Genomic DNA, 23744 nt, shown 5'->3' with positions numbered 1-23744 from the left:
ACCGGTGATCATGTTTTTCACGTAGTCGGCGTGCCCTGGGCAGTCAACGTGCGCGTAGTGACGAGTCGGGGTGTCATACTCAACGTGAGAGGTGTTGATGGTGATACCACGAGCTTTTTCTTCTGGCGCGTTATCGATCTGATCGAAAGCACGTGCAGAACCGCCGTAGGTTTTAGCCAGAACGGTGGTGATCGCTGCAGTCAGGGTAGTTTTACCGTGGTCAACGTGGCCGATAGTACCAACGTTAACGTGCGGTTTTGTACGTTCAAATTTTTCTTTAGACACGGCTATATTCCTTACTATAGCGCTCTCCCCTTCTGGAGAGAGCACGGGACTTTGGTTTTAACCCTGCGGCTTATTTGCCACGGGCTTCGATTACGGCCTGAGCGACGTTGTTCGGTGCATCATCATACTTCAGGAATTCCATGGTGTATGATGCGCGACCTTTAGTCAGAGAACGCAGCTGAGTTGCGTAGCCGAACATTTCGGACAACGGTACTTCAGCGTGGATCTTAACGCCAGTCACTTCAGATTCCTGACCGCGCAGCATGCCGCGACGACGGCTCAAGTCACCGATAACGTCACCGGTGTTCTCTTCTGGAGTCTCAACTTCAACCTTCATGATAGGCTCAAGCAGAACTGGTTTCGCTTTCTTAAAGCCTTCTTTAAAGGCGATAGACGCGGCCAGTTTAAACGCCAGTTCAGAGGAGTCAACGTCGTGGTAAGAACCGAAGTGCAGACGAATACCCATGTCTACTACCGGGTAACCAGCCAACGGACCAGACTTCAGCTGCTCCTGGATGCCTTTATCAACGGCAGGGATGTATTCGCCAGGAATTACACCACCTTTGATGTCGTTGATGAACTCGTAACCTTTCGGGTTAGAGCCCGGCTCCAGTGGGTACATGTCGATCACAACGTGACCGTACTGACCGCGACCACCAGACTGCTTGGCGTGCTTACCTTCAACATCGGTAATCTTCGCGCGAATCGCTTCGCGGTAAGCTACCTGAGGTTTGCCCACGTTAGCTTCAACGTTGAATTCACGCTTCATGCGGTCAACGATGATGTCGAGGTGCAGTTCACCCATACCGGCGATGATGGTCTGGTTAGACTCTTCGTCAGTCCATACGCGGAATGACGGGTCTTCTTTAGCCAGACGGCCCAGAGCCAGACCCATTTTTTCCTGGTCAGCTTTGGTTTTCGGTTCAACGGCGATAGAGATTACCGGCTCAGGGAATTCCATACGCTCCAGGATGATTGGAGAGTCTGGGTCACACAGGGTGTCCCCGGTGGTCACGTCTTTCAGACCGATCGCAGCGGCGATGTCGCCTGCGCGAACTTCTTTGATCTCTTCACGCTTGTTAGCGTGCATCTGAACGATACGGCCGAAACGCTCGCGCGCAGACTTAACGGAGTTCAGCACGGTGTCGCCGGAGTTAACAACGCCGGAGTACACGCGGAAGAAGGTCAAGTTACCTACGAACGGGTCGGTAGCGATTTTGAACGCCAGAGCAGAGAACGGCTCGTCATCACTTGCGTGACGCTCAGCCGGAGTGTCTTTACCGTCGTCCAGGATACCGTTGATCGCAGGAACGTCAGTTGGTGCCGGCAGGTATTCGATTACCGCATCCAGCATCGCCTGCACGCCCTTGTTCTTGAACGCAGAACCACAGGTAACCAGGATGATTTCGTTGTTCAGTACGCGCTGACGCAGAGCGGATTTGATTTCTTCCTCGGTCAGCTCTTCGCCGCCCAGGTATTTTTCCATCAGCTCTTCGGAAGCTTCCGCAGCGGACTCGATCAGGTTCTGGCGCCATTCTTCAGCCAGATCCATCATGTCAGCCGGCACGTCTTCGTATTCGAAGGTTACGCCTGCGTCTTCTTCGTTCCAGTTGATCGCCTTCATCTTCACCAGGTCGATAACGCCGGTGAATTTGTCTTCTGCGCCGATAGCCAGCTGCAGAGGAACAGGGTTAGCGCCCAGACGAGATTTGATCTGGCCAACAACTTTCAGGAAGTTAGCACCCATACGGTCCATTTTGTTAACGAACGCGATACGTGGCACTTTGTACTTGTTAGCCTGACGCCATACGGTTTCAGACTGTGGCTGAACACCACCAACAGCACAGTAAACCATTACCGCGCCATCCAGCACACGCATGGAACGTTCTACTTCGATGGTGAAGTCAACGTGCCCTGGGGTGTCGATGATGTTTACGCGATGCGGTTCGAACTGCTTGGCCATACCAGACCAGAAAGCAGTAGTCGCTGCAGAAGTGATGGTAATACCACGCTCCTGCTCCTGTTCCATCCAGTCCATGGTGGCAGCGCCGTCATGAACTTCACCGATTTTGTGGTTTACACCGGTGTAGAACAGAATACGTTCGGTAGTGGTGGTTTTACCGGCGTCGATGTGAGCACTGATACCGATGTTGCGGTAGCGTGCAATGGGTGTTGTACGAGCCATTTGATTCCTCTATTCCTAGGGCGTTCAAGTTCAGTTAACCCAAGCGGGCCGATTTGACGCGCCCGCTTGGTTAGCATGACTACAGCCGGGTGATTACCAGCGGTAGTGGGCGAACGCCTTGTTGGCTTCGGCCATACGGTGAACGTCTTCACGCTTCTTAACAGCAGAACCTTTGTTCTCTGCTGCGTCAGACAGCTCGTTCGCCAGGCGCAGAGCCATGGATTTATCACCGCGTTTACGTGCAGCATCAACGATCCAACGCATTGCCAGAGCATTACGACGAACCGGGCGGACTTCAACTGGTACCTGATAAGTAGAACCGCCAACGCGACGCGACTTAACTTCTACAGTCGGGCGAACGTTGTCGAGAGCGACTTCGAAAGCTTCCAGGTGATCTTTACCAGAACGCTGAGCCAGGGTCTCCAGCGCGGTATAGACGATTGCTTCTGCAGTAGATTTTTTACCGTCTACCATCAGGATATTTACAAATTTGGCCAGCAGCTCAGATCCGAACTTAGGATCTGGCAGGATTTTACGTTGGCCGATTACGCGACGACGTGGCATGGAAATACTCCGTTGTTAATTCAGGATTGTCCAAAACTCTACGAGTTTATTTTGACATTAAAGTTAAAACGTTTGGCCTTACTTAACGGAGAACCATTAAGCCTTTGGCTTCTTCACGCCGTACTTGGAACGAGCTTGCTTACGGTCTTTAACACCGGAGCAGTCAAGTGCACCACGGACGGTGTGGTAACGCACACCTGGCAGGTCTTTTACACGACCGCCACGGATCAGGATTACGGAGTGTTCCTGCAGGTTGTGGCCTTCGCCACCGATGTAGGAAGTTACTTCGAAACCGTTGGTCAAACGCACACGGCAAACTTTACGCAGTGCGGAGTTTGGTTTTTTCGGGGTAGTGGTATATACGCGGGTGCATACGCCACGTTTCTGCGGGCAGGCTTCCAGCGCTGGAACGTTGCTTTTAGCAGCCTTCACAGAGCGTGGTTTGCGAACCAGCTGGTTAATTGTTGCCATTAAAAAAGCTCCTGGTTTTTGCTTCGTACTAGCTTCGTAAACATGTGATAAATCCCCTCGTATGCACTATTGGCAAAGTACGAGGACGCAGAATTTTAGGGCTGACCAGTATGGGTGTCAAGAAATATACAACATCACTCTCATCACCAGGCCATTTGGCTGCGGTGTTGTTCGGTTAATTCAACGAAGTGATTATAGCCGACGACAGTGATTTTGTGCGAAAAATGACCAACCAATCCCCGGGCTTCCAGGTCGTCCTGCAGCGCGTAAAGGGATATGGGGGCGGCGAGCAGCAATTCAAGATGGGCGCTGCCGGCAAGGCCGGCAAGCACGCCGTCCTGCAGCAGCAGCAGCGCGTCACCCTCGGCCGTCAGGCGCAGCAGCGCAGGTAAGTCACATTGGTTTGGCGAATGGCTCAGGGTATACAGCATCAAAGGATCCTAAAACGTCATCACGGCGTCGTAGCCGGCCAGTTCGCGGCGCAGTTCGTCCGGCGCCAGCACTTCGGCGTTCAGCACCCAATCGGTCACCTGGCTCAGCCCACGCTCCTGCAGCGAAACCTGGCACAGATAGCAGCGCTCCACGTCATACAGCGGCAGCACGCCGAAGGTGGCGATGTAATTGCGCGCCAAAATCTTTTCCGGTTGCTGGCCCGGCAACAGCTGCAATACGCCGTCGCCGACAAAAAACACCCCCAAATCTTCACTGAGCGCCGACGTGGCGAGCAGCGCATCCAGCCCTTCCCTGCCGCCGGCGCCGCCGTGCGGCCCGTGGGTGAAAACAAAAGCGACTCGTTTCATCATATCCTCAGAACTGCACCAGACGGTCGCAACTCAGCGACGCTTCGGCCAGGGAACCCAGCCCGCTCAGGGTAAAGCCAGGCTGCAGGTTGGCGCTTGCCAGCCCCTGTTGCGCCGCCTCCTGCTCGTCGGTGACCCCACGGCGCAACGCGGCGGCTACGCAGACGTTGAGCGCTACGCCGTGTTGCTGCGCCAGTTGCGTCCAACCGCGCACCAGGTCGAACTCGTCGCTGGCGGGCGCGGTCAGTTGGTTGGCGTTCAGCACGCCCTCACGGTAGAAAAAGACGCTGGAAAGCCGGTGCCCTTTCGCCAACAAAGCCTGAGCGAACTGATAGGCGCTGCTGGCCTGCTGCGTGCCGTAAGCCGGGCCGGTGACCAACAGGCAATAATCGAGCATCAACGGTCGCTTCCCAACAGATCGCCGCTCTTGAACTGGCGGATGTACAGATACACGGTGTGTTTGGAGATGTTCAGGCGATCCGCCACCTGGTTGATCGCATCCTTGATGTCGAAGATGCCTTTCTCATAGAGGTTGAGCACCACCTGGCGGTTCTTGGCGTTATTGGACACCGAGCGGTCGGCGTTCACCTCTTCGATGGTGAACTCCAGCGTCTGCGCCACCAGATCGTCGACGGAAGACGCAAAATTCACCGACGACGGCACGTCCTGCGTGGCTGGCGGCATAAAGGTCTGCATGATCTGCGAAAACGGTACGTCGAGGTTCATGTTGATGCACAGCAAGCCGATCACCCGCTGCTCGCGATTGCGAATGGCGATGGTCACCGACTTCATCAACACGCCGCTCTTGGCGCGGGTAAAGTAGGCTTTCGACACGCTGCTGTCGTCGCCGGCCATGTCGTGCAGCATGCGCAGCGCCAGATCGGTGATCGGCGAGCCGATTTTACGCCCGGTATGTTCACCGTTGGCGATGCGTACCGCTGAGCTGTTCAGGTCTTCCAGCGCGTGCAGTACGATCTCGCAGTGGCCGCCGATCAACATCGCCAGCCCGTCGACCACCGCTTCATAGGATTTCAGGATTTCATGATCCGTTTGAGTAAACGGACGTTCATTCAGCAAATCAAGTTCGCTGGCTTCGCTGGATAAAAGCGAATTCGACATCGAAGATACCACCCTCATAGATCGCCTGTGCCAGGGGGCGCAGCTAAAACCGCTCGAACCGGATCGCTGCCGTCATCGGCACGCCGCAGCGCGGCCGGCTGAGAGCGCCATCAAACGGCACGATGACATCCGCGGGCGAGGCGGCCGGGAACAATTTTAGATACACGCCCTAAGGGGCAGACGCATGACTGATAAATCAGAATTATTAGTCTAGCAAAGCGGCCGGAGCAAAGTCCTTGCGTTTGCGCGTGGTATTGACGTTAAGCCCGATGCCCGGCAGGCGTCAAGCGTTCAATGGAGAGAGAAGCGGCGGCTGCCGAAATGAAAACCGCCGCGGAGGGCATCCGCGGCGGTGGCAAACAAAGCGGCGATGTTATTTCGCTTTGGCGTCTGCTTTCGCGTCCGCCGGTTTTTCGGCTTTAGCGTCGGCTTTCGGCGCCGCTTTCACGTCCAGCAGCTCAACGTCGAAGACCAGCGTGGAGTTAGCCGGGATGCCCGGAACGCCGGTTTTGCCGTAGGCCAGCGCCGGTGGGATCACCAGCTTGATTTTGCCGCCTTTCTTGATGTGCTTCAGGCCTTCGGTCCAGCCTGGGATCACGCCGTCCAGACGGAACGACAGCGGCTCGCCGCGGGTGTAGGAGTTATCGAACTCGGTACCGTCGGTCAGGGTGCCTTTGTAGTTCACCACCACGGTGTCGCTGTCTTTCGGCGCTTCACCCGCGCCCGGCTTCTCTACCTGGTACAGCAGGCCGGATTCGGTTTTCTTCACGCCTTTTTCTTTAGCGAAGCTATCGCGGTACTTGGCGCCTTTGGTTTCGTTGTCCTTGGCGTCCTGCTCCATCTTCGCCTGAGCGGAAGCCTTCACGCGCGCTTCGAAGCCCTGCAGGGTCTTCTCGATGTCGGCGTCGTTCAGTTTGCTCTTGTTGGCGAACGCGTCCTGAACGCCGGCAATCAGCTGATCTTTGTCCAGCTTGATGCCCAGCTTCTCTTGCTCTTTCAGAGAGTTGTCCATGTAACGGCCGAGAGAGGCGCCCAATGCGTAGGCCGCTTGCTCGTCGTCGTTTTTGAACTTGCCGGTGCTCGGTGCTGCTGCCGCGTCCGCTGGTTTAGCGGCTTCTGCCGGCTTGGCGGCATCGGCTGCCATGACCTGGGTCGCATTCAGAGCAAAAGCCATGGTGGTTGCCAGAAGCGTGACTTTAAACAAAGATTTCATCCATTTCTCCAGTGTCTGAAGCAATGCCCCAAACAATCATTAGGTAAGATAACCGGGCTACTATAGCTGCCTGAAACAAAACAAAACAGTCGCACAGGTAACCAATCGAGTCAAAGTGTGACTCCCGCTTTGCCAAGAAGTTTCCCCCTGCGTGCTACTCCCATGATAAATCAGATTTTTCTTGCGGAATATTCGGCCAGGCTCGCAAAAAACGGCAGATCGAGCGTGCAACTTTTCAGCACTTTACACTGCCGATCGCAACGTTGCGCGCCGTCTGGAGAAATAGCGCGAGCAAACCCGGCGCCAGCTGTTACCATAGCGCCGAATCAGGATTTTATCGCGTCAGAGGTAGCCTCATGCACAACGCCGACATTCAACGCCTGCTACAGCGGCTTGAAGAACTGGAGAGCCGTCAGGCCTTCCAAGAGCTCACCATCGAAGAGCTCAACCAGACCGTCATCCAGCATCAAATGGAAATGCTGAAGATGCGCGAACACCTGCGCATGTTGACCGACAAGCTGCGCTCGACCCAAACCTCAATGATCGCCTCGCAGTCGGAAGAAACGCCTCCGCCGCACTATTGAGGGCCCGCCATGCGGTTATTTCAGGCGTGCCAGCCCTGCGACGGCACGCTCGAGATACCGGCGCGGGCACCCCAGGTTGATGCGGATAAAACCGCGCCCCTGCGGGCCGAAACCGCTGCCCATCGACGGCGCCAGCTTCGCCACCGCCACCAGCGCCTGCTGCAAGTCAGCATCGTTCAAACCCAGCGAGCGGCAATCCAGCCAGGCGAGATAGGTCCCTTCAGCCTGGGTCATCGCGCACCAGGGCGCGGCGGCCGCCAGCGCCTGCTTAAACCAACGCCGGTTCTCCGCCAGGTAGTCGAGCAGCTCATCAAGCCAGGCAGCGCCCCGTTGATAGGCCGCGGTCGCCGCCGTCATCGACAGCGCGTTGAATACATCCAGCCCGTGGGCGTTCAGCCGATCGACAAACGCCTGCCGAAGCCGGGCGTTGGGGATCAGGAAATTCGAAATGCGCAGCGAGGAGAGGCCGAACGTTTTGCTGGCGGACGTCGCCGCAATCACCCGATCGCGATATTCCTCGCCCAGATGCAACACCGACGTAAACGTCTCGCCGGGCAGCAGCAGATCGGCCCAAATTTCATCGGAGATCACCGTGACGTCGTGGGCGTGGCAGAGCGCCATGAGCCGCTCCAGTTCATCGCGGCGCCAGCAACGGCCGGTTGGATTGTGCGGGTTGCACAGCAACAACAGCGGCGGTTTACGCTGCGCCAGACAGGCGGCCAGCTGGTCGAAATCGATCCGGTATCCCTGCGGGGTTTCCCGCAGCGGGTTTTCAATCACCTCTCTGCCGTTCATGGTGACTATCTTGGCGAACGAGCCATAATACGGCCCCTGCACCACCACCCCGTCCCCCGGCTTGCTGAGCAGTTGGATCAGCATCGCCAGCCCCGGCACCACCCCTTCAATCGACGTGAACCACTCGCGCCGCAGCGGCAAGCCGTGCCGCTTGGCAAACCAGTCGATCGCCGCCTCATAGTAAGCGTCGTCGCGTTCGCTGTAGCCAAAGACGCCGTGGTCCACCCGCTGATGCAGCGCCTGCTGTACCTCTGGCGGGCACGGAAAGTCGAAATCGGACACCCACATCGGCAACAGTTCGCTGCCGTCCAGTTGCAGATAGCGGTCGATGAAGTCCCACTTCACGGAGCCGGTGTTGTGGCGATCGATGATGACGTTGAAATGACTCGTCATGTCAGGCTTCCTTACGCTGCAAGTCGTTCTGAGGTTGGAGTTTGGCGATACCGAAGCCGGTGAACCCATAAATCAGGGCGAACACCACGGCGGCATAACATTGGATCGCCCACGGCAGCAGATCGAGGGTGCTGACCCCCAGCGTGGTGGCCATGTAAATGCCGGCGGCCGTCCACGGGATCAGCGGTTCGATGACGGTGCCCGCATCTTCGACGGTGCGCGACAGATTTTTGTTGTCCAGCCCCATGCGTCGATAGGCCCCTTTGAATAGCTCCGCCGGGATCAGCAGCGCCAGCTTGCCGTCGCTGGTCGCGCCGGTCACCAGGATAGTGGTGGCAACGGTGGCGGCGATCAGCTGGCCGGTGGTGTGCACCACTTTCAGCAGCCGGCTGATGATCACCGTCAGCGCGCCGGTCAGCGTCAGAGCGCCGGCGAAGGAAAAGGCGCAGAACACCAGCAGGATCGTACTCATCATCGAGAACATGCCACCGCGGTTCAGCAGGCGCGGCACATCGGCGACGATACCCTCGACGTTGTGGCCCTGAGCGGCAAACATCGACAGATTGAAACCGTCCATCAACGCATTCAGCCCCTGCTGCAGGCTAAAGCCCTGCAGCGCGACGCCGATGGCGATCGCCAGCGCGCAGGCGGCCAGCATGACGGGGATCACCGGCCGTTTGGTCACCGCGCCCCACAGCACCAGCACCGGCGGCAGGATCAGCAGCAGATTGAAGTGGTACAGCCCCTCGAGCGCGCCGACGATTTCGGTCACTTTTTCCGGCGTGGCCACGCTGCCCACCGCACCGGTGTGGCCGGCGATCAGGTACACCACGGCGGCCAGGATGAAGCTCGGCAGCGTCGTGTACATCAGATGCTGGATATGGCTGTAGAGATCGGTATCCGCGACGATGGCCGCGAAGTTGGTCGAATCGGACAACGGCGAAATTTTGTCGCCGAAGTAAGCGCCGGACACCACCGCCCCGGCCGCGGCGGCCAGCGGCACGTCCAGACCGGCGGCCACGCCCATCAGCGCCACGCCCACGGTGCCGGCCGCTCCCCAGGAAGTGCCGGTGCACACCGAGATCACGCTGGTGATGAAGAATGCGGCGATCAGAATGTATTGCGGGCTGATCAGCTTCAGCCCCCAGTACACCATGTAAGGGATTGTGCCGCTGATCATCCAGGTGCCGATCAGGCCGCCCACGCAGATCAGGATCAGGATAACCGGCATCGCCTTCGCCAGTTTGGCCACGATGGCCTCGATGATGTCGTCCCAGCGGTAGCCTTGCCACCAGGCCAACGCGGCGGCGATGGCGGCGGAAACCAGCAGTAGCGGTTCAATGCGCAGGCCAAACTGGCCATAGCCGATGATGAGCAGCAACAGCATGGCCACAATCGGCAGCGTCGCCAACCCAAGGTTGAGCGTTTTCTTATTATCCATATACGGCTCCTGTTGAAGATGGGGTACTGCAACAGCGTAATGGCTTCGATAATCGGAGGATGTGAGCGCAGGCAATCGGCCATGTAATCGGTTTCATGAGGTAGCGTTGTGTGAGCCGTCTCTCATTCGCCGCGCTTGCTTTGCGCATGCGCCTCACCGTCGGTTACGGAGTCTCGCAGGATAAGTTCGGCCGAAAAGCGGTTGTTCTGCGGCGCAACGTCGCTGCCGCTGTGGATCTGCAGCGCCAGGCGCGCGGCGCGTCGGGCCATTTTCTCGATCGGGTAATGCACGGTGGTCAACGAAGGATGGAGATATTTCGCCAGGGCAATGTCGTCAAAGCCGACGATCGACAGCGCCTCGGGCAGCTGAACTTGCCGTTGATGGCAGGTGCGCATCATGCCGGCGGCCATCACGTCGTTGAACGTCACTGCAGCGGTGAAGCGTTGGTCGCTGGCCAGAAGGCGCTCGGCCGCCAGTTCGCCCCCTCGCTCGTTGAAGGGCACGCTGATGATCCAGCTGCCGGGCACCTCAATGCCGGCGGCGGCCATGGCCTGGCGGTAACCCGCTAGCCGCTGCGCGCGATCGTCGATCGGCAGATCCGCCGTCACGCAGGCAATTCTTCGATGCCCCTGGCGTATGAGCAGCTCGGTCGCCGTCTGCGCCGCATTGGCGTTGTCGAGCCAGATGCAACGGTTGGCGATGGCGGGCAGATAACGATTGATCAGCACCAGCGCGGGCGTATGGGCGGCGTAGCGCAGCAGCGCCTCCTCCCCCATGCGCGTGACGTGCGCCACGATGGCTTCACATCCCTGATTGATGAGAAAATCGAGGCCGCTTTTTTCCAGCTCGGCCTGATGCCCGCCGCTGCACAACATCAACCGCACGCCGGCCTGCCGCGTGATGTCTTCCACGCCCCGCGCCAGACGCGAGAAAAACGGATCGTCGAGATTGCCGGTCAGCAATCCCAGCATATTGCCGCTTCTTTTCGCCAGCGCCAGCGCTGCGGCGTTGCGGTGGTAGTTAAACTCGCGCATCGCTTTCTCGACGCGTTCGCGGGTCACCGGTTCAACGTAGGCGGTATTATTGATCACCCGGCTGACGGTGGCCGTGGAAACGCCGGCGCGCCGCGCCACGTCTTTCATGGTGGCCATGGCATGTCCTGTTGTGCCGTTCGGCGCCCGGTGCGCCGCGCATAAAAAAGGGCAGCCGATGGCCGCCCTCTTGTCTCGTCACTGCGATCTGCTTAGTGGCAGCCGCAGCCGCCGTTACCGCAACCGCCTTTACCGTGGTCGTGGCCATGGTCGTGATCGTGGCTGTGGCCGTGACCGCCGCAGCAGCCGTCACCGTGTTCGTGGTGATGGTCGTGCTCGCCGTGTACGTGACCGTGCGCCAGTTCTTCTGCGGTCGCTTCGCGGATCGCGACAACTTCCACGTTGAAGTTCAGGTTTTGGCCGGCCAGCATGTGGTTGCCGTCAACCACCACGTGGTCGCCGTCAACTTCGGTGATTTCAACCGGTACCGGGCCCTGATCGGTGTCAGCCAGGAAACGCATGCCGACCTGCAGTTCGTCAACGCCCATGAAGACGTCTTTCGGTACGCGCTGCACCAGGTTTTCGTCGTAGTTGCCGTACGCGTCGTTCGCGCCGACGTGAACGTCAAAACGATCGCCAACGTCGTGGCCTTCGAGTGCTTTTTCCAGACCTGAGATCAGAGAACCATGCCCGTGCAGATAGTCCAGCGGTGCGCTCACCGGAGACTCATCAACCAAAACACCGTCTTCTGTACGTACTTGGTAAGCCAGGCTGACCACCAAGTCTTTTGCTACTTTCATGATATCTCCTACCGTTGGCTACTAGGACGCGCACCGTTATCGGGATGCGCGCCTTTTCCGGACAGATTGTAACGGAAATCTGCCTCGCTGTACCCTCCGGGATAAAAAAACGCTACTTCGGCTGGAAAATGCCGATCACCTGCTCTTGCGGGCGAACGTGTTTTTCCACCTGTTGTTCGGTCTGGCGCTGATGGTGGCCGCACTTGACGCACTCCACCACCTCCACCTGATCCTCCCGCCATACCGCCAGCGTATCCATGGCGCTGCAGCTCGGGCACACCGCCCCGGCGATAAATCTCTTACGTGTTACAGACATCGTTATGCTCCCGCTTATTCGTATTCGTCCCAGCCGTCGAACTGGCGACTTTCTTTTTGCATTTCGCGATGGAACAGCTCTTCCAGCTCGCGCCGCGCCTCTTTCACGCGGGAAATTTGCGCCACATCGCCCTGATGCGGCGGCATCAGTTCACGCAGCATGCGCATATCCAGGCGGCGGAAATGCTGCTGGGCGCGGAAGGCCTGATGCGGGTGCATGCCCAACTCCATCAGCGCCTTGCGCCCCAGTTCCAGCGCGCTGGAGAAGGTCTCGCGGCTGAACTGCTTCACGCCCGCCTGCAGCAACTCATGCGCCTCCACGCGGCCGCGCGCCCGCGCCAGAATGCTCAGGTTCGGGAAGTGCTGCTGGCACAGCCGCACGATCTCCATGGTGTCTTCCGGCTCATTGCAGGTGATCACGATCGACTTGGCCTTCTCGGCGCCCGCCGCGCGCAGCAGCTCCAGCTCGGTGGCGTCGCCGTAATAAACCTGGTAACCGTAACGCCGCAGCACGCCGACGGCGCTGACATCGCGCTCCAGTACGGTAATGCGCATTTTGTTGGCCATCAACAGGCGGCCGATCACCTGGCCGAAACGCCCGAAGCCGACGATGATCACCTGCGGATCGTCGTCCTCTACGTACGGCGTTTCCTCTTCTTCGCCCTTGGCGTTATAGCGACGCGCCAAAATGCGGTCGATGGCCTGCATCAGCAGCGGCGTGGTCATCATCGACAGCGTCACCACCACCAGCAGCAAGGAGAGTTGATCCGGCTGCAGCACCTTTTGCGCGCCCGCCGCAGAAAACAGCACGAAGGCGAACTCGCCGCCCTGGCTGAGCACCCCGGCGAACTGCAGGCGCACCGAACTGCGCAGGCCGAACAGACGCGACACCCCGTAGAGCACGCCGGATTTGATCGCCACCAGCGCCAGCACACCGATCAACACCTCGGCCAGATGGGTGTAGAGCACGCCGATATTCAACACCATGCCTACCGAGATAAAGAACAGCCCCAGCAGCAGCCCTTTAAACGGCTCGATGGAAATCTCCAGTTCGTGGCGGTATTCGCTCTCCGCCAGCAGCACCCCGGCGATGAAGGTGCCGAGCGCCATCGACAGGCCAAGCGTCTCCATAAACAGCGCCGAGCCGAGCACCAGCAACAGCGCCGCGGCGGTGAAGATCTCGCGCACGCCGGAAGCGGCGATATAGCGGAACAGCGGCCGCAGCAGGAAGCGGCCGCCGATCAGCATGCCGCCGAACGCCGCCACCTTGAGCGCGATCTTCGCCCAGTCGTCGCTGGTTCCGCCGGCGCCGGCCAGAATGGGGATCAACGCCAACGCCGGGATCACCGCCATATCCTGGAACAGCAGCACCGAGAAGCCGAGCTGCCCCCCTTCGTTGCGGTTCATGCCCTTCTCGCGCATCAGCTGCAGCGCCATGGCGGTGGAAGACATCGCCAGGCCGATACCGCCGATCACCGCCGCCTGCCAGGCGAAGTGCGTCAGATACAGCAACGCGCCCAGCACCGCAGCGGTGATCAACACCTGGCCGGCGCCGGCGCCGAAGATCGAGCGCCGCAGCTCCCACAGCTTGCTGGGGTTCAGCTCCAGGCCGATGATGAACATCAGGAACACCACGCCCAGCTCGGAGAAATGCAGGATCTCGTCGACGTCGCGAATGAAGCCCAATCCCCAGGGGCCGATGGCGATGCCGGCGATCAGATAGCCCAGCACCGCGCCGATCCCCAGGCGACGGGCGATCGGCACCGTCACCACCGCGGCGAACAGGAACAGCAAAATGGCGGTCAGTAAGGTCGATCCTTCCATCGTCACCGCCCTCCGTGCGGCAGCGGGTGGCTCAGCCACTCGCCGTAGGCGTCCGCATGGCTGCGCAGCACCTCCGGCTTCTGCCGCCGCGCCCAATAGACCACGAACGGCGTCAGCCAATGCATATGGCACATCCCGGCGGTCAACTCGAACGGCCGCAGGATATCTTCCATCGGATAGTGGTTATAACCGCCGGTGCGGTAGGCGCCTTCCGGCTCACCGGTGGTGATCACCGAGCGCCAGTATTTGCCCGCCAGCGCATTGCCGCCCACCCCGCTGGCGAAGCCGCGTGACAGCACGCGATCCAGCCACTCCTTCAGCAGCGCCGGGCAGCTGTAAGTATACAGCGGGTGCTGAAACACGATGACCTGATGCTCACGCAGCAGCTGTTGTTCGTGATGGATATCGATAAAAAAATCGGGATAGTGCGCGTAGAGATCGTGCACGGTGACATGTTCCAACTGCTGCGCCGGTCGAAGCAAAACCCGGTTCGCCACCGAGTCATGAGATTCCGGATGGGCATACAGCAGCAAGACCTTGGGCGGCTGCGACATCATTCCCCTCCAAAGCGTCGTCAGGGTAGCGGTTTTCCGTTACCATGCATCGCAAAGACAAAAACAGCGCGCGGTGCGCGTTCTGTTACCTTAATGATAATTTAACATACTCTGAACATACGGCGCTTTATGATTGTATTCTCCTCGCTACAAATCCGACGCGGCATCCGCGTCCTGCTGGACAACGCCACGGCGACGGTTAATCCAGGTCAGAAGGTCGGCCTGGTGGGCAAAAACGGCTGCGGCAAATCCACGCTGCTGTCGCTGCTGAAGGGCGAGATCGCGGCGGATGGCGGCAGCTTTACCTTCCCCGGCAACTGGGCGCTGGCCTGGGTCAACCAGGAGACGCCGGCGCTGGACGTGCCGGCGATCGAGTATGTTATCGACGGCGACCGCGAGTTTCGCCAGCTCGAAGCCGAATTGCAGGCGGCCAACGACCGCAACGACGGCCACGCCATCGCCACCCTGCACGGCAAGCTGGACGCCATCGACGCCTGGACCATCCGTTCCCGCGCCGCCAGCCTGCTGCACGGCCTCGGCTTCTCCAACGAACAGCTGCAAAGCCCGGTGCGCGACTTTTCCGGCGGCTGGCGCATGCGCCTCAACCTGGCGCAGGCGCTGGTGTGCCGTTCCGATCTGCTGCTGCTCGACGAACCGACCAACCACCTGGATCTCGATGCGGTGATCTGGCTGGAACGCTGGCTGAAAAGCTATCCCGGCACGCTGGTGCTGATCTCGCACGACCGCGACTTCCTCGATCCGATCGTCGACAAGATCCTGCATATCGAACAGCAGACGATCAATGAGTACACCGGCAACTATTCGTCGTTCGAACGCCAGCGCGCCACCAAGCTGGCGCAGCAACAGTCGCTGTATCAGCATCAGCAAGAGAAAGTGGCGCACCTGCAAAGCTATATCGACCGTTTCCGCGCGCAGGCCACCAAGGCCAAGCAGGCGCAGAGCCGCATCAAGATGCTGGAGCGCATGGAGCTGATCGCCCCGGCGCACGTCGACAACCCGTTCACCTTCAGCTTCCGTCCGCCGGAAAGCCTGCCGAACCCGCTGCTGCGCATGGACAAAGTCAGCGCCGGGTATGGCGATAAAGTGATCCTGAAGTCAATCAAGCTGAACCTGGTGCCCGGTTCGCGCATTGGCCTGCTCGGCCGCAACGGCGCCGGTAAATCCACGCTGATCAAACTGCTGGCCGGCACCCTGGAGCCGCTGAGCGGCGAGATTGGCCTGGCGAAAGGCATCAAGCTGGGTTACTTCGCCCAGCACCAGCTGGAATTCCTGCGCGCCGACGAATCGCCGCTGCAGCACCTGAGCCGCATCGCACCACGGGTGCTGGAACAGCAGCTGCGCGACTATCTGGGCGGCTTCGGTTTCCAGGGCGACAAGGTCAGCGAAGTGACCGAACGCTTCTCCGGCGGCGAGAAGGCGCGGCTGGTGCTGGCGCTGATCGTCTGGCAGCGCCCTAACCTGCTGCTGCTCGATGAACCGACCAACCACCTGGATCTCGACATGCGTCAGGCGCTGACCGAGGCGCTGATCGATTTCGAAGGCGCGTTGGTGGTGGTCTCGCACGACCGTCACCTGCTGCGCTCCACCACCGACGATCTGTACCTGGTGCACGACGGCCAGGTCGAGCCTTTCGAGGGCGATCTCGACGACTACCAGCAGTGGCTTGTCGACCTGCAGCGCCAGGAAAGCCAGCAGGACGCGCCGGAAAAAGAGAGCGGCGGCAACAGCGCGCAGGCGCGCAAGGATCAAAAACGCCGCGAGGCGGAGTTCCGTACGCAGACCCAACCGCTGCGCAAGCAGATCGCCAAGCTGGAACAGCAGATGGAAAAACTGGGCGCCGAACTGGCGTCGGTGGAGGAACAGCTGGCGGATCCCGCGCTGTACGACATCAGCCGCAAGGCCGAGTTGACCGACTGCCTGCAAAAGCAAAGCCAGGCCAAATCCGCGCTGGAAGAGACGGAAATGACCTGGCTGGATGCGCAGGAACAGCTGGAACAGTTAACGCAGGCGTTCGAAGCCTAAGCCTCAGGCCTTGTAAAAAGGCCTATCCCCCAGAATGGTCGCGCGGTGCATGATGCGCCGCTGCGGCAGATAATCCGCGTTGGCGTAGTGCTGCGTCACGCGGTTATCCCAGATCGCCACGTCATTTTCCTGCCAACGCCAGCGCACCTGAAATTCCGGTTTGGTGATGTGAGCAAACAGGAAGTTCAGCAAAGCGTCGCTCTCTTTCGGCGCCAGATCGACGATCCGCGTGGTAAACCCTTCATTGACGAACAGCGCCTGCCGGCCGCTGACCGGGTGGGTGCGCACCACCGGATGCAGCAGCGGCGGGTTTTTCTGCACCGCCTGTTGCCAGCGCTGATGCTCCTCTACACTGCCGCGATGTTTGTGTTCCGGGAACGACTTGGTGAAGTCATGCTCCGCACGCAGCCCCGCCAACAGCGTTCTGAACGGCGCCGACAGCGCCTCGTAGGCCGCGATGCCGCTGGCCCACAGCGTATCGCCGCCGGTGGAAGGCAAGGTCTTGGCCGCCAGGATCGCCCCCAGCGGCGGGTTGTCGATAAAGGTCACGTCGGTGTGCCAGTTATCGTTGTCCGGCGGGTTGTCGTCGTGGGTATCGAGCACGATGATCTCTTCCACGTCGGTGGCGTGCGGATAGACCGGATGGATATGCAGATCGCCGAAGCGGCCGGCCAGATCGCGCTGCTGCAGCGGGGTGATCGGCTGATTGCGGAAGAACAGCACCTGATGCTTCAGCAAGGCGTGATAAAGCTGCTCAAACTGGCCGTCGCCCAGCGGCCGGGCCAACTCGACGTTTTCCACCAGCGCCCCGATGTAAGGCCCCAGCGGGGTGATATTCAGACGTTCGTTCATTGCTGTACTCCATGCCACGGGGTCAATCGGCGCTGCAGGGCACGCAGCCCCAGCTCCAGCCCAAATGCAATCACCGCAATCACGCCGATGCCGGCCAACACCACGTCGGTCGCCAGAAACTCACCGGCGGATTGCACCATAAATCCCAGGCCGCGCGTGGCGGCGATCAGTTCGGCGGCCACCAGCGTCGACCAGCCGACGCCCAGCCCGATGCGAATACCGGTCAGGATCTCCGGCAGCGCGCTCGGCAGCACCACGAAACGCAGCACCTGCCAACGCGTGGCGCCCAACGCCCGGGCGGCACGCACCCTCACCTGCGCCACGCTGCGCACGCCGGCCACGGCAGACAGCGTCACCGGCGCGAAGATCGCCAGATAAATCAGTAAGATCTTTGAGGTTTCGCCGATGCCGAACCAAATCACCATCAGCGGCAGATAGGCCAGCGGCGGCACCGGGCGATAGATTTCAATCAGCGGATCGAGAATGCCGCGCACCGTGTCGTTCAGCCCCATGGCGATGCCCACCGGGATGCCGACGATCACCGCCGCCAACAGCGCTACCAGAATGCGCCCCAGGCTGGCCGCCAGGTGTTGCCACAGCGTGGCGTCCATAAAGCCTTGCGGGCTGGCGATGGTGATCAGCTGGTGCAGCACCTGCTGCGGCGCCGGCAAAAACAGCGGGCTGATCAGCTGCAGCGCCGTCACGCCCCACCAGACGATCAACACCGTCAACAGCGTGGCGCCGCTCAGCCAAACGTTGCGCGGCACGCTGAAACGGCGCGCCGCTTTACCTTGCGGCTGCGCCGCGGCCTTCAGAGTGGAATGCAGGCTCATAGCATGGCCTCGCGCTGTTGGAAAACTTTGCCCAGCACGTATTCGCGCTGCGCGATAAATTCAGGATCGGACTTGATGGCGCGGCAGGCTTCGCCGTCGGCATAGCGTTGGCCGAAGTTCAGCGACAGCCGCTCCACCACCTGCCCCGGCCCCGGCGACAGCAGCAACAGCTCGCTGGCGAGGAACACCGCCTCTTCGATATCGTGGGTGATCAGCAGCACCTGTTTGCCGGTATCGCGCCAAATGGTCAGCAACAGCTCCTGCATCTGCTCGCGGGTGAACGCGTCCAGGGCGCCGAACGGTTCGTCCAGCAACAACAGCCGCGGATCGGCGGCCAGGGCGCGGGCGATGCCGACGCGTTGGCGCATGCCGCCGGAAAGCTGCCAGATAAAGTGCTGTTCATAGCCCGCCAGCCCCACGCGCTGCAGCATCTGCTCCGCCACCTGGCGGCGCTGCGCCTTGCCGACGCCGGCCAGCTGCAGGCCGAACTCGACGTTGTCCACCACGTTGCGCCACGGCAGTAAGCCCTCATGCTGGAACACCACGCCCCGTTCGGCGCTCGGACCGTGAACAGGCGTTCCATCCAGCGTGATGCTGCCAGCTGAAGGCTCGATAAACCCGGCGATCAAATTCAGCAGCGTGGTCTTGCCGCAGCCCGACGGGCCGAGCACCACCACCAGTTGCCCGGCGGCAATCTGGAACGACACGTCACGCAGCGCGGGCCGCCCCTGATACTCTGCTGAAAGATGATTGACGTTTAGCATCCTGCTTCCTTACGACTGCGGCGCAGCCTGCACCTGTTTCACAAAGCGGTCGGTCACGTAAGCGCTGTAGTCGCTGTCGACCTGCGGGATCTTGCCCTGCTGCTTGAGGAATTCGGCGGTATCGCGGATCGCCTTGTCCACCGGCTGGCCGAGCTGGGCAACCTGATCCGCCACCGGCAGATAACGGTTTCCCTTCACCAGCTCCGGCACCTGCGCTTCCGGCACGCCGCTCAGGCGCGCCAGCGTGCTGAGGTGGCTCGGATCTTTCAGCCACTGCTCCGGCGCCGCCAGGTAGGCCTTTTGCGCCTGTAGGGCGCTGGCAGCAAAGGCGGTCACCACGTCGGGATGTTTCTCGGCAAAGTCTTTGCGCACCACCCACACGTCCAGCGTCGGCGAGCCCCATTCGCCCACCTGCGCGGAGTCGGTCAACACCTTGCCCTGTTTGGCCAGTTCGTTGACCACCGGCGCCCAGACGTAAGCGCCGTCGATGTCGCCGCGCTGCCAGGCGGCGGCGATGGCCGGCGGCTGCAGATTGAGGATCTTCACCTGCTCAGGCTTGATGCCCCAATGCTTGAGCGAGGCCAGCAGGCTGTAATGGGTGGTGGAGATAAACGGCACCGCAATGCGCTTGCCGATCAGATCCTGCGGGCTTTTGATGTCATTTTTCACCACCAGCGCTTCGGAGCTGCCGAGCTGCGAGGCGATGAGGAACACTTCGATGGGGAGTTTCTGGCTGGCGGCCACCGCCAGCGGGCTGGAGCCGATATTGCCGATCTGCACGTCGCCGGAGGCCAGCGCACGCAGCACGCTGGAGCCGCTGTCGAACTTACGCCAGTCGACGGTCGCGCCGGACCGTTTGGCGAAGCTGTTTTCCGCCTGCGCCACCTTGGCCGGCTCCGCCGACGTCTGGTACGCCACGGTCACGTCCACCGCGTAGGCGCTGGCTGCGCTGAGCGCCAGCGCCAACAGCGCCGCGTTGCGTAAGGAAAAGAGTTTGCCCGCCATGTTCCGCTCCGTTGATAAAAATCTGTTCAGTTGCTGACAGTTTTATCTGAGCGGTGACGGGCGATAAAAGAATAAAAAAGTCTTCTTTATTACCCTGCGTAATATAAACGCGGATTACAGCGCGATCGTCCCGTGCAGGAACACGTGAGCATAGCCGCCGAGCAGCGTACGATCCCCTTGCAGTTCGCAGAACAGTTCGCCGCCGCGTGCCGAGACCTGCTGCGCCTGCAGCCGATGGCGGCCGAGACGCGCCGTCCAGTAAGGCATCAGCGTGCAGTGCGCGGAGCCGGTAACCGGATCTTCACCGCCGTCGAGCGTGAAATAGCGCGAAACGAAGTCCACGGTGTCACCCGGCGCAGTGACGATCACCGCACGCCCGGCCAGCGCGATCAGCGCCGGGATGTCCGGCCGCAGCGCACGCACCTGCGCCTCGTTTTCCAGCACCACCATCAGCGCTTTCGCCTGCCACACCTCCTGCGGCTGCACGCCCAGCAGCGCCGCGAGGCCCGCCGGTTCAGCCACCTTCTGCGGCGGCCGAGCGGGGAAGTCGAGCACCAGCCGTTCCCCGTCCTGCGCATCGCGCTTGACGAACAGTTCGCCGCCGGCCGAGCGGAAGCGAATATCCTGCAGCGCCGGGTTAACCACGCTGAACATCACATGCGCCGCCGCCAGGGTGCCGTGGCCGCAGAGATCGACCTCGCGCTGCGGGGTAAACCAGCGGATGGCGGTCATGTCGCCGTCATCCCAGACAAAGCTGGTTTCCGGCAGGCCGATCTCGTTGGCGATCGCCTGCAGCCGCGCCGCCGGCAGCGGCTGTGTCAGCAGGCAAACCCCGGCCGGGTTGCCGCGCAGCCCTTCGCCGGTAAAGGCAACCACGTGATAATAATTTTCCGCCATCGTTCGCTCCTTAATGCCAGATCAGTAACACACAGGCTGCGGTCAACAACCCCATGGAAACGTTGAAGATAACCCAGGCCTTTTTGCTGCGCAGCAGGCGGCCGATCAGGGTGCCGAACGCCAGCCAGATAATGCCGGCGACGATGTTGACCACCAAAATGCCCAACGCGATCGCCGCAATGGACCCGTTGTACTTATCGCCCGCCAGGCTGAAGCTGGCCACCGCCCCCAGCGCCATCAGCCAGGCTTTCGGGTTGAGGAACTGCAGCAGCCAGCCCTGATACAGCCGCACCGGCTGCGGCGGCGCCACGTCGGTTTCCAGTTTTTCATAGGCGGCGGTGGCGACTTTCCACGCCAGCCACAGCAGGTACAGGCTGCCGAGGATTTTCAGGATCAGGTGCAGCGACGGATAAACCAGGATCAGGCTGCCGACGCCGAAGGCCACCAGCAGCAAAATGCTTTGCATGCCGAGCATGATGCCGATCATCAGCCACAGCGAACGCATAAAGCCGAAGTTGGCGCCGGAAGTGGTCAGCAGCAGGTTATTGGGGCCGGGCGTGATGGCGGCGACCCACAGGAAGCCCAGCATCGAAAGGAATAAACTCGGTTCCATGGCACGGGTGCTCCTCACCCAAGGCGCTTTTTTGCAGTATCATTGTTAATTCTTGGTATTGAAGCTAACAGTGCGCTAGGGATCTCACAATAGCCGCCCACAACATTTTACTCAGCCTATGCCTAACACCTTTCGCCCTCTGACCGGGGCCAGTAACCCGCACCTGCAAACGCTGTTGCCGCGGTTGGTGCGCCGCCGCGTATTATTGAAACCGCATTGGCAGCGGCTGGAATTGCCCGACGGCGATTTCGTCGATCTCGCCTGGAGCGAGGATCCGGCGCAGGCGCGCGACAAACCGCGTGCGGTGCTGTTCCACGGCCTGGAGGGCAGCTTCTACAGCCCCTACGCGCATGGCCTGCTCAACGCCTGGCGCGAGCGCGGCTGGCTCGGCGTGGTGATGCACTTTCGCGGCTGCAGCGGCGTGCCCAATCGCAAGCAGCGCATCTACCACTCCGGTGAAACCGAAGACGCGCGCTTCTTCCTGCGCTGGCTGCGCGACCGCTACGGCGAGGTGCCGACCGCGGCGGTCGGCGTTTCACTCGGCGGCAACATGCTGGCCTGCTATCTGGCGCAGCACGGCGCCGACAGCCTGCTGCAGGCGGCGGTGGTGGTCTCGGCGCCGCTGATGCTGGAGCCCTGCGCCTACCGCATGGAGCAAGGCTTTTCCCGCGTTTATCAGCGCTACCTGCTGGGGCAGCTGAAACAAAACGCCACCCGCAAGCTGTTGCACTACCCGGACACCCTGCCGCTCAAGCTGTCCCAACTCAACGGTCTGCGGCGCATCCGCGAATTCGACGACGCCATCACCTCGCGCATTCACGGCTTCAGTGACGCCACCGACTATTATCGCCGCTGCAGCGCCCTGCCGCTGTTGCCGGCTGTCCAAACGCCGCTGCTGATCATCCATGCGAAGGACGATCCCTTCATGACCCCTGAGGTGATCCCCGACGTCGCCGGCCTGCCGCGCAATATCGAATATCAGCTGACCGAGTTCGGCGGCCACGTCGGCTTCGTCGGCGGCACGCTGAAAAAACCATACATGTGGCTGGAGCATCGCATTCCGGCCTGGCTTTCCCCTTATCTGGACATCCCGACGTGATCATTCCCTGGCAAGAACTGGCAACCGACACCCTCAACAGCCTGATCGAATCTTTTGTACTGCGCGAAGGCACCGATTACGGCGAGCACGAACGCTCGCTGGAACAGAAGGTGGAGGACGTGCGCCGCCAGCTGAAAAACGGCGAAGTGGTGCTGGTGTGGTCGGAACTGCACGAGAGCGTCAACATCATGCCGCGCGGCCAGTTCCGCGCCGGGCAGGAAGAAATTTAGTGGCGCTCGGTTCTATGACTGACGGAAAAAATCAGGTAACAATGGGGCATTGCAAACCAGCGCGCGCCATTTTTTCCCGAGATAGAGAGCGTCAACAAGAGCCACAATAATCCCCTGACGCCGGCGCATTCAACACGGAGTGACAACCACCATGTCTGCCAAACATCCCGTTATCGCGGTGACCGGTTCCAGCGGCGCCGGCACCACCACCACCAGCGTGGCGTTCCGCAAAATATTCCAACAGCTCAACATCCGCGCCGCCGAGCTGGAGGGCGACAGCTTCCACCGCTACACCCGGCCGGAAATGGACGCGGCGATCCGCAAGGCGCGCGATCTGGGCAGACACATCAGCTATTTCGGCCCCGAGGCCAACGACTTCGGCCTGCTGCAGCAGAGCTTCATCGACTACGGCAAGAACGGCACCGGGCGCTCGCGCAAGTATCTGCACACCTACGACGAAGCGGTGCCCTACAATCAGGTGCCGGGCACCTTCACCCCGTGGGAACCGCTGCCGGCGCCGACCGACGTGCTGTTTTACGAGGGGCTGCACGGCGGCGTGGTCACCGAGCACCATGACGTGGCCAAGCACGTCGACCTGCTGGTCGGCGTGGTGCCGATCGTCAACCTGGAGTGGATCCAGAAACTGATCCGCGATACCGGCGAGCGCGGCCACTCCCGCGAAGCGGTAATGGATTCGGTAGTGCGTTCGATGGAAGACTACATCAACTACATCACGCCGCAGTTCTCGCGCACCCACATCAACTTCCAGCGCGTGCCGACGGTGGACACCTCCAACCCGTTCGCCGCCAAGGCGATTCCCTCACTGGACGAAAGCTTCGTGGTGATCCACTTCCGCGGGCTGGATCAAATTGACTTCCCCTATTTGCTGGCGATGCTGCAGGGCTCGTTTATCTCGCACATCAATACGTTAGTGGTGCCGGGCGGCAAGATGGGGCTGGCGATGGAACTGATCATGGCGCCGCTGGTGCAGCGGTTGCTGGAAGGCAAGAAGATCGAATAAACGCGTTGAGCGC

27 protein-coding genes are annotated in these 23744 nt (G+C 60.6%); 5 read left to right on the top strand and 22 right to left on the bottom strand.

The window, feature by feature from the left end:
* From REA38_RS20660 to fkpA, 9 genes are all read right to left on the bottom strand, one after another.
* A partial coding sequence (locus REA38_RS20660) for a GTP-binding protein (RefSeq protein WP_047024907.1) occupies positions 1–285 on the bottom strand: 285 nt, incomplete at its 3' end.
* A gap of 70 nt (positions 286–355) precedes the next feature.
* A complete protein-coding gene (gene fusA, locus REA38_RS20655) occupies positions 356–2470 on the bottom strand; it encodes an elongation factor G (protein WP_060428649.1) in 2115 nt (704 codons plus the stop codon).
* Positions 2471–2563: 93 nt separating this feature from the next.
* Positions 2564–3034, bottom strand: a complete 471-nt coding sequence (gene rpsG / locus REA38_RS20650; RefSeq protein WP_004956203.1) for a 30S ribosomal protein S7 — start codon at positions 3032–3034, stop codon at positions 2564–2566.
* Between the two features lie 96 nt (positions 3035–3130).
* Positions 3131–3505, bottom strand: coding sequence for a 30S ribosomal protein S12 (rpsL, locus tag REA38_RS20645; protein WP_004930426.1), 375 nt, complete (start codon positions 3503–3505; stop codon positions 3131–3133).
* 143 nt (positions 3506–3648) lie between these two features.
* Positions 3649–3936 (bottom strand): sulfurtransferase complex subunit TusB, encoded by a 288-nt coding sequence (tusB, locus tag REA38_RS20640; protein ID WP_019456119.1) that lies wholly within the window; start codon positions 3934–3936, stop codon positions 3649–3651.
* Positions 3937–3945: 9 nt separating this feature from the next.
* On the bottom strand, positions 3946–4305 hold the full coding sequence (gene tusC, locus REA38_RS20635) for a sulfurtransferase complex subunit TusC (RefSeq protein ID WP_308886547.1): 360 nt from the start codon (positions 4303–4305) through the stop codon (positions 3946–3948).
* A 7-nt stretch (positions 4306–4312) separates the two neighbouring features.
* Positions 4313–4702: a sulfurtransferase complex subunit TusD gene (tusD, locus tag REA38_RS20630; protein WP_033636259.1), complete on the bottom strand. Its 390-nt coding sequence runs from the start codon at positions 4700–4702 to the stop codon at positions 4313–4315.
* A complete protein-coding gene (locus tag REA38_RS20625) occupies positions 4702–5424 on the bottom strand; it encodes a transcriptional regulator (RefSeq protein ID WP_004930418.1) in 723 nt (240 codons plus the stop codon). Before REA38_RS20625 ends, tusD begins: the two co-directional genes overlap by 1 nt.
* Positions 5425–5797: 373 nt before the next feature.
* Positions 5798–6637, bottom strand: a complete 840-nt coding sequence (fkpA, locus tag REA38_RS20620; RefSeq protein ID WP_016930330.1) for an FKBP-type peptidyl-prolyl cis-trans isomerase — start codon at positions 6635–6637, stop codon at positions 5798–5800.
* Between the two features lie 356 nt (positions 6638–6993).
* Here fkpA and REA38_RS20615 point away from each other — a divergent pair, with 356 nt between their 5' ends.
* Positions 6994–7221 (top strand): SlyX family protein, encoded by a 228-nt coding sequence (locus REA38_RS20615; RefSeq protein ID WP_004930414.1) that lies wholly within the window; start codon positions 6994–6996, stop codon positions 7219–7221.
* A gap of 15 nt (positions 7222–7236) precedes the next feature.
* On the opposite strand, the gene REA38_RS20610 is transcribed toward REA38_RS20615, so the two are convergent.
* The 7 genes from REA38_RS20610 to kefG all read right to left on the bottom strand — a co-directional run bounded on the left by REA38_RS20610 (position 7237) and on the right by kefG (position 14374).
* Entirely contained in the window at positions 7237–8409 is a 1173-nt protein-coding gene (locus tag REA38_RS20610) for a MalY/PatB family protein (protein ID WP_308886546.1), read from the bottom strand.
* Position 8410: 1 nt separating this feature from the next.
* Entirely contained in the window at positions 8411–9850 is a 1440-nt protein-coding gene (gene nhaC / locus REA38_RS20605; RefSeq protein ID WP_033636262.1) for a Na+/H+ antiporter NhaC, read from the bottom strand.
* A gap of 122 nt (positions 9851–9972) precedes the next feature.
* Positions 9973–11001, bottom strand: coding sequence for a LacI family DNA-binding transcriptional regulator (locus REA38_RS20600; protein WP_308886545.1), 1029 nt, complete (start codon positions 10999–11001; stop codon positions 9973–9975).
* A 92-nt stretch (positions 11002–11093) separates the two neighbouring features.
* Positions 11094–11681: a peptidylprolyl isomerase gene (slyD, locus tag REA38_RS20595; RefSeq protein ID WP_308886544.1), complete on the bottom strand. Its 588-nt coding sequence runs from the start codon at positions 11679–11681 to the stop codon at positions 11094–11096.
* Positions 11682–11793: 112 nt separating this feature from the next.
* Positions 11794–11997, bottom strand: coding sequence for a YheV family putative zinc ribbon protein (locus tag REA38_RS20590; RefSeq protein WP_041036966.1), 204 nt, complete (start codon positions 11995–11997; stop codon positions 11794–11796).
* A 14-nt stretch (positions 11998–12011) separates the two neighbouring features.
* A complete protein-coding gene (kefB, locus tag REA38_RS20585; RefSeq protein ID WP_033636264.1) occupies positions 12012–13820 on the bottom strand; it encodes a glutathione-regulated potassium-efflux system protein KefB in 1809 nt (602 codons plus the stop codon).
* Between the two features lie 2 nt (positions 13821–13822).
* Complete coding sequence (kefG, locus tag REA38_RS20580; RefSeq protein WP_025159909.1) at positions 13823–14374, bottom strand: glutathione-regulated potassium-efflux system ancillary protein KefG; 552 nt, start codon at positions 14372–14374, stop codon at positions 13823–13825.
* 129 nt (positions 14375–14503) lie between these two features.
* Between kefG and REA38_RS20575 the strand changes: the two genes are divergently transcribed.
* Positions 14504–16417 (top strand): ABC transporter ATP-binding protein, encoded by a 1914-nt coding sequence (locus REA38_RS20575; RefSeq protein WP_308886543.1) that lies wholly within the window; start codon positions 14504–14506, stop codon positions 16415–16417.
* Positions 16418–16420: 3 nt separating this feature from the next.
* On the opposite strand, the gene tauD is transcribed toward REA38_RS20575, so the two are convergent.
* From tauD to REA38_RS20545, 6 genes are all read right to left on the bottom strand, one after another.
* The gene (gene tauD / locus REA38_RS20570; RefSeq protein ID WP_033654872.1) at positions 16421–17269 is read right to left on the bottom strand and encodes a taurine dioxygenase; all 849 of its coding nucleotides are present in this window, start codon (positions 17267–17269) and stop codon (positions 16421–16423) included.
* A complete protein-coding gene (gene tauC / locus REA38_RS20565; RefSeq protein ID WP_033631937.1) occupies positions 17266–18102 on the bottom strand; it encodes a taurine ABC transporter permease TauC in 837 nt (278 codons plus the stop codon). The genes tauD and tauC overlap by 4 nt, the downstream gene beginning before the upstream one ends.
* A complete protein-coding gene (gene tauB, locus REA38_RS20560) occupies positions 18099–18866 on the bottom strand; it encodes a taurine ABC transporter ATP-binding subunit (protein ID WP_033649303.1) in 768 nt (255 codons plus the stop codon). Before tauB ends, tauC begins: the two co-directional genes overlap by 4 nt.
* A gap of 9 nt (positions 18867–18875) precedes the next feature.
* A complete protein-coding gene (gene tauA / locus REA38_RS20555; protein WP_033649304.1) occupies positions 18876–19871 on the bottom strand; it encodes a taurine ABC transporter substrate-binding protein in 996 nt (331 codons plus the stop codon).
* A 114-nt stretch (positions 19872–19985) separates the two neighbouring features.
* The gene (locus REA38_RS20550; protein WP_033654869.1) at positions 19986–20768 is read right to left on the bottom strand and encodes a PhzF family phenazine biosynthesis protein; all 783 of its coding nucleotides are present in this window, start codon (positions 20766–20768) and stop codon (positions 19986–19988) included.
* Positions 20769–20778: 10 nt separating this feature from the next.
* A complete protein-coding gene (locus tag REA38_RS20545) occupies positions 20779–21381 on the bottom strand; it encodes a LysE family translocator (protein ID WP_033649306.1) in 603 nt (200 codons plus the stop codon).
* Between the two features lie 118 nt (positions 21382–21499).
* Here REA38_RS20545 and REA38_RS20540 point away from each other — a divergent pair, with 118 nt between their 5' ends.
* From REA38_RS20540 to REA38_RS20530, 3 genes are all read left to right on the top strand, one after another.
* A complete protein-coding gene (locus tag REA38_RS20540) occupies positions 21500–22480 on the top strand; it encodes a hydrolase (RefSeq protein WP_161765172.1) in 981 nt (326 codons plus the stop codon).
* Complete coding sequence (locus REA38_RS20535) at positions 22477–22710, top strand: YheU family protein (protein WP_004930376.1); 234 nt, start codon at positions 22477–22479, stop codon at positions 22708–22710. The genes REA38_RS20540 and REA38_RS20535 overlap by 4 nt, the downstream gene beginning before the upstream one ends.
* A gap of 151 nt (positions 22711–22861) precedes the next feature.
* Positions 22862–23731, top strand: coding sequence for a phosphoribulokinase (locus REA38_RS20530; RefSeq protein ID WP_004930374.1), 870 nt, complete (start codon positions 22862–22864; stop codon positions 23729–23731).
* Positions 23732–23744: the final 13 nt, after the last annotated feature.

Source organism: Serratia sp. MF1(2023) (assembly GCF_030954545.1).
GTDB lineage: Bacteria > Pseudomonadota > Gammaproteobacteria > Enterobacterales > Enterobacteriaceae > Serratia > Serratia sarumanii.
The sequence above is the reverse complement of the archived record's forward strand: the minus strand, read 5'-3'. Positions and strand labels throughout refer to the sequence as shown.

Excerpts from the sequence above, each read along its gene's own strand:
- fusA (WP_060428649.1), bottom strand. The coding sequence starts at position 2,470 with ATGGCTCGTACAACACCCATTGCACGCTACCGCAACATCGGTATCAGT.
- rpsG (WP_004956203.1), bottom strand. The coding sequence starts at position 3,034 with ATGCCACGTCGTCGCGTAATCGGCCAACGTAAAATCCTGCCAGATCCT.
- rpsL (WP_004930426.1), bottom strand. The coding sequence starts at position 3,505 with ATGGCAACAATTAACCAGCTGGTTCGCAAACCACGCTCTGTGAAGGCT.
- tusB (WP_019456119.1), bottom strand. The coding sequence starts at position 3,936 with ATGCTGTATACCCTGAGCCATTCGCCAAACCAATGTGACTTACCTGCG.
- tusC (WP_308886547.1), bottom strand. The coding sequence starts at position 4,305 with ATGAAACGAGTCGCTTTTGTTTTCACCCACGGGCCGCACGGCGGCGCC.
- tusD (WP_033636259.1), bottom strand. The coding sequence starts at position 4,702 with ATGCTCGATTATTGCCTGTTGGTCACCGGCCCGGCTTACGGCACGCAG.
- REA38_RS20625 (WP_004930418.1), bottom strand. The coding sequence starts at position 5,424 with ATGTCGAATTCGCTTTTATCCAGCGAAGCCAGCGAACTTGATTTGCTG.
- fkpA (WP_016930330.1), bottom strand. The coding sequence starts at position 6,637 with ATGAAATCTTTGTTTAAAGTCACGCTTCTGGCAACCACCATGGCTTTT.
- REA38_RS20615 (WP_004930414.1), top strand. The coding sequence starts at position 6,994 with ATGCACAACGCCGACATTCAACGCCTGCTACAGCGGCTTGAAGAACTG.
- REA38_RS20610 (WP_308886546.1), bottom strand. The coding sequence starts at position 8,409 with ATGACGAGTCATTTCAACGTCATCATCGATCGCCACAACACCGGCTCC.
- nhaC (WP_033636262.1), bottom strand. The coding sequence starts at position 9,850 with ATGGATAATAAGAAAACGCTCAACCTTGGGTTGGCGACGCTGCCGATT.
- REA38_RS20600 (WP_308886545.1), bottom strand. The coding sequence starts at position 11,001 with ATGGCCACCATGAAAGACGTGGCGCGGCGCGCCGGCGTTTCCACGGCC.
- slyD (WP_308886544.1), bottom strand. The coding sequence starts at position 11,681 with ATGAAAGTAGCAAAAGACTTGGTGGTCAGCCTGGCTTACCAAGTACGT.
- REA38_RS20590 (WP_041036966.1), bottom strand. The coding sequence starts at position 11,997 with ATGTCTGTAACACGTAAGAGATTTATCGCCGGGGCGGTGTGCCCGAGC.
- kefB (WP_033636264.1), bottom strand. The coding sequence starts at position 13,820 with ATGGAAGGATCGACCTTACTGACCGCCATTTTGCTGTTCCTGTTCGCC.
- kefG (WP_025159909.1), bottom strand. The coding sequence starts at position 14,374 with ATGTCGCAGCCGCCCAAGGTCTTGCTGCTGTATGCCCATCCGGAATCT.
- REA38_RS20575 (WP_308886543.1), top strand. The coding sequence starts at position 14,504 with ATGATTGTATTCTCCTCGCTACAAATCCGACGCGGCATCCGCGTCCTG.
- tauD (WP_033654872.1), bottom strand. The coding sequence starts at position 17,269 with ATGAACGAACGTCTGAATATCACCCCGCTGGGGCCTTACATCGGGGCG.
- tauC (WP_033631937.1), bottom strand. The coding sequence starts at position 18,102 with ATGAGCCTGCATTCCACTCTGAAGGCCGCGGCGCAGCCGCAAGGTAAA.
- tauB (WP_033649303.1), bottom strand. The coding sequence starts at position 18,866 with ATGCTAAACGTCAATCATCTTTCAGCAGAGTATCAGGGGCGGCCCGCG.
- tauA (WP_033649304.1), bottom strand. The coding sequence starts at position 19,871 with ATGGCGGGCAAACTCTTTTCCTTACGCAACGCGGCGCTGTTGGCGCTG.
- REA38_RS20550 (WP_033654869.1), bottom strand. The coding sequence starts at position 20,768 with ATGGCGGAAAATTATTATCACGTGGTTGCCTTTACCGGCGAAGGGCTG.
- REA38_RS20545 (WP_033649306.1), bottom strand. The coding sequence starts at position 21,381 with ATGGAACCGAGTTTATTCCTTTCGATGCTGGGCTTCCTGTGGGTCGCC.
- REA38_RS20540 (WP_161765172.1), top strand. The coding sequence starts at position 21,500 with ATGCCTAACACCTTTCGCCCTCTGACCGGGGCCAGTAACCCGCACCTG.
- REA38_RS20530 (WP_004930374.1), top strand. The coding sequence starts at position 22,862 with ATGTCTGCCAAACATCCCGTTATCGCGGTGACCGGTTCCAGCGGCGCC.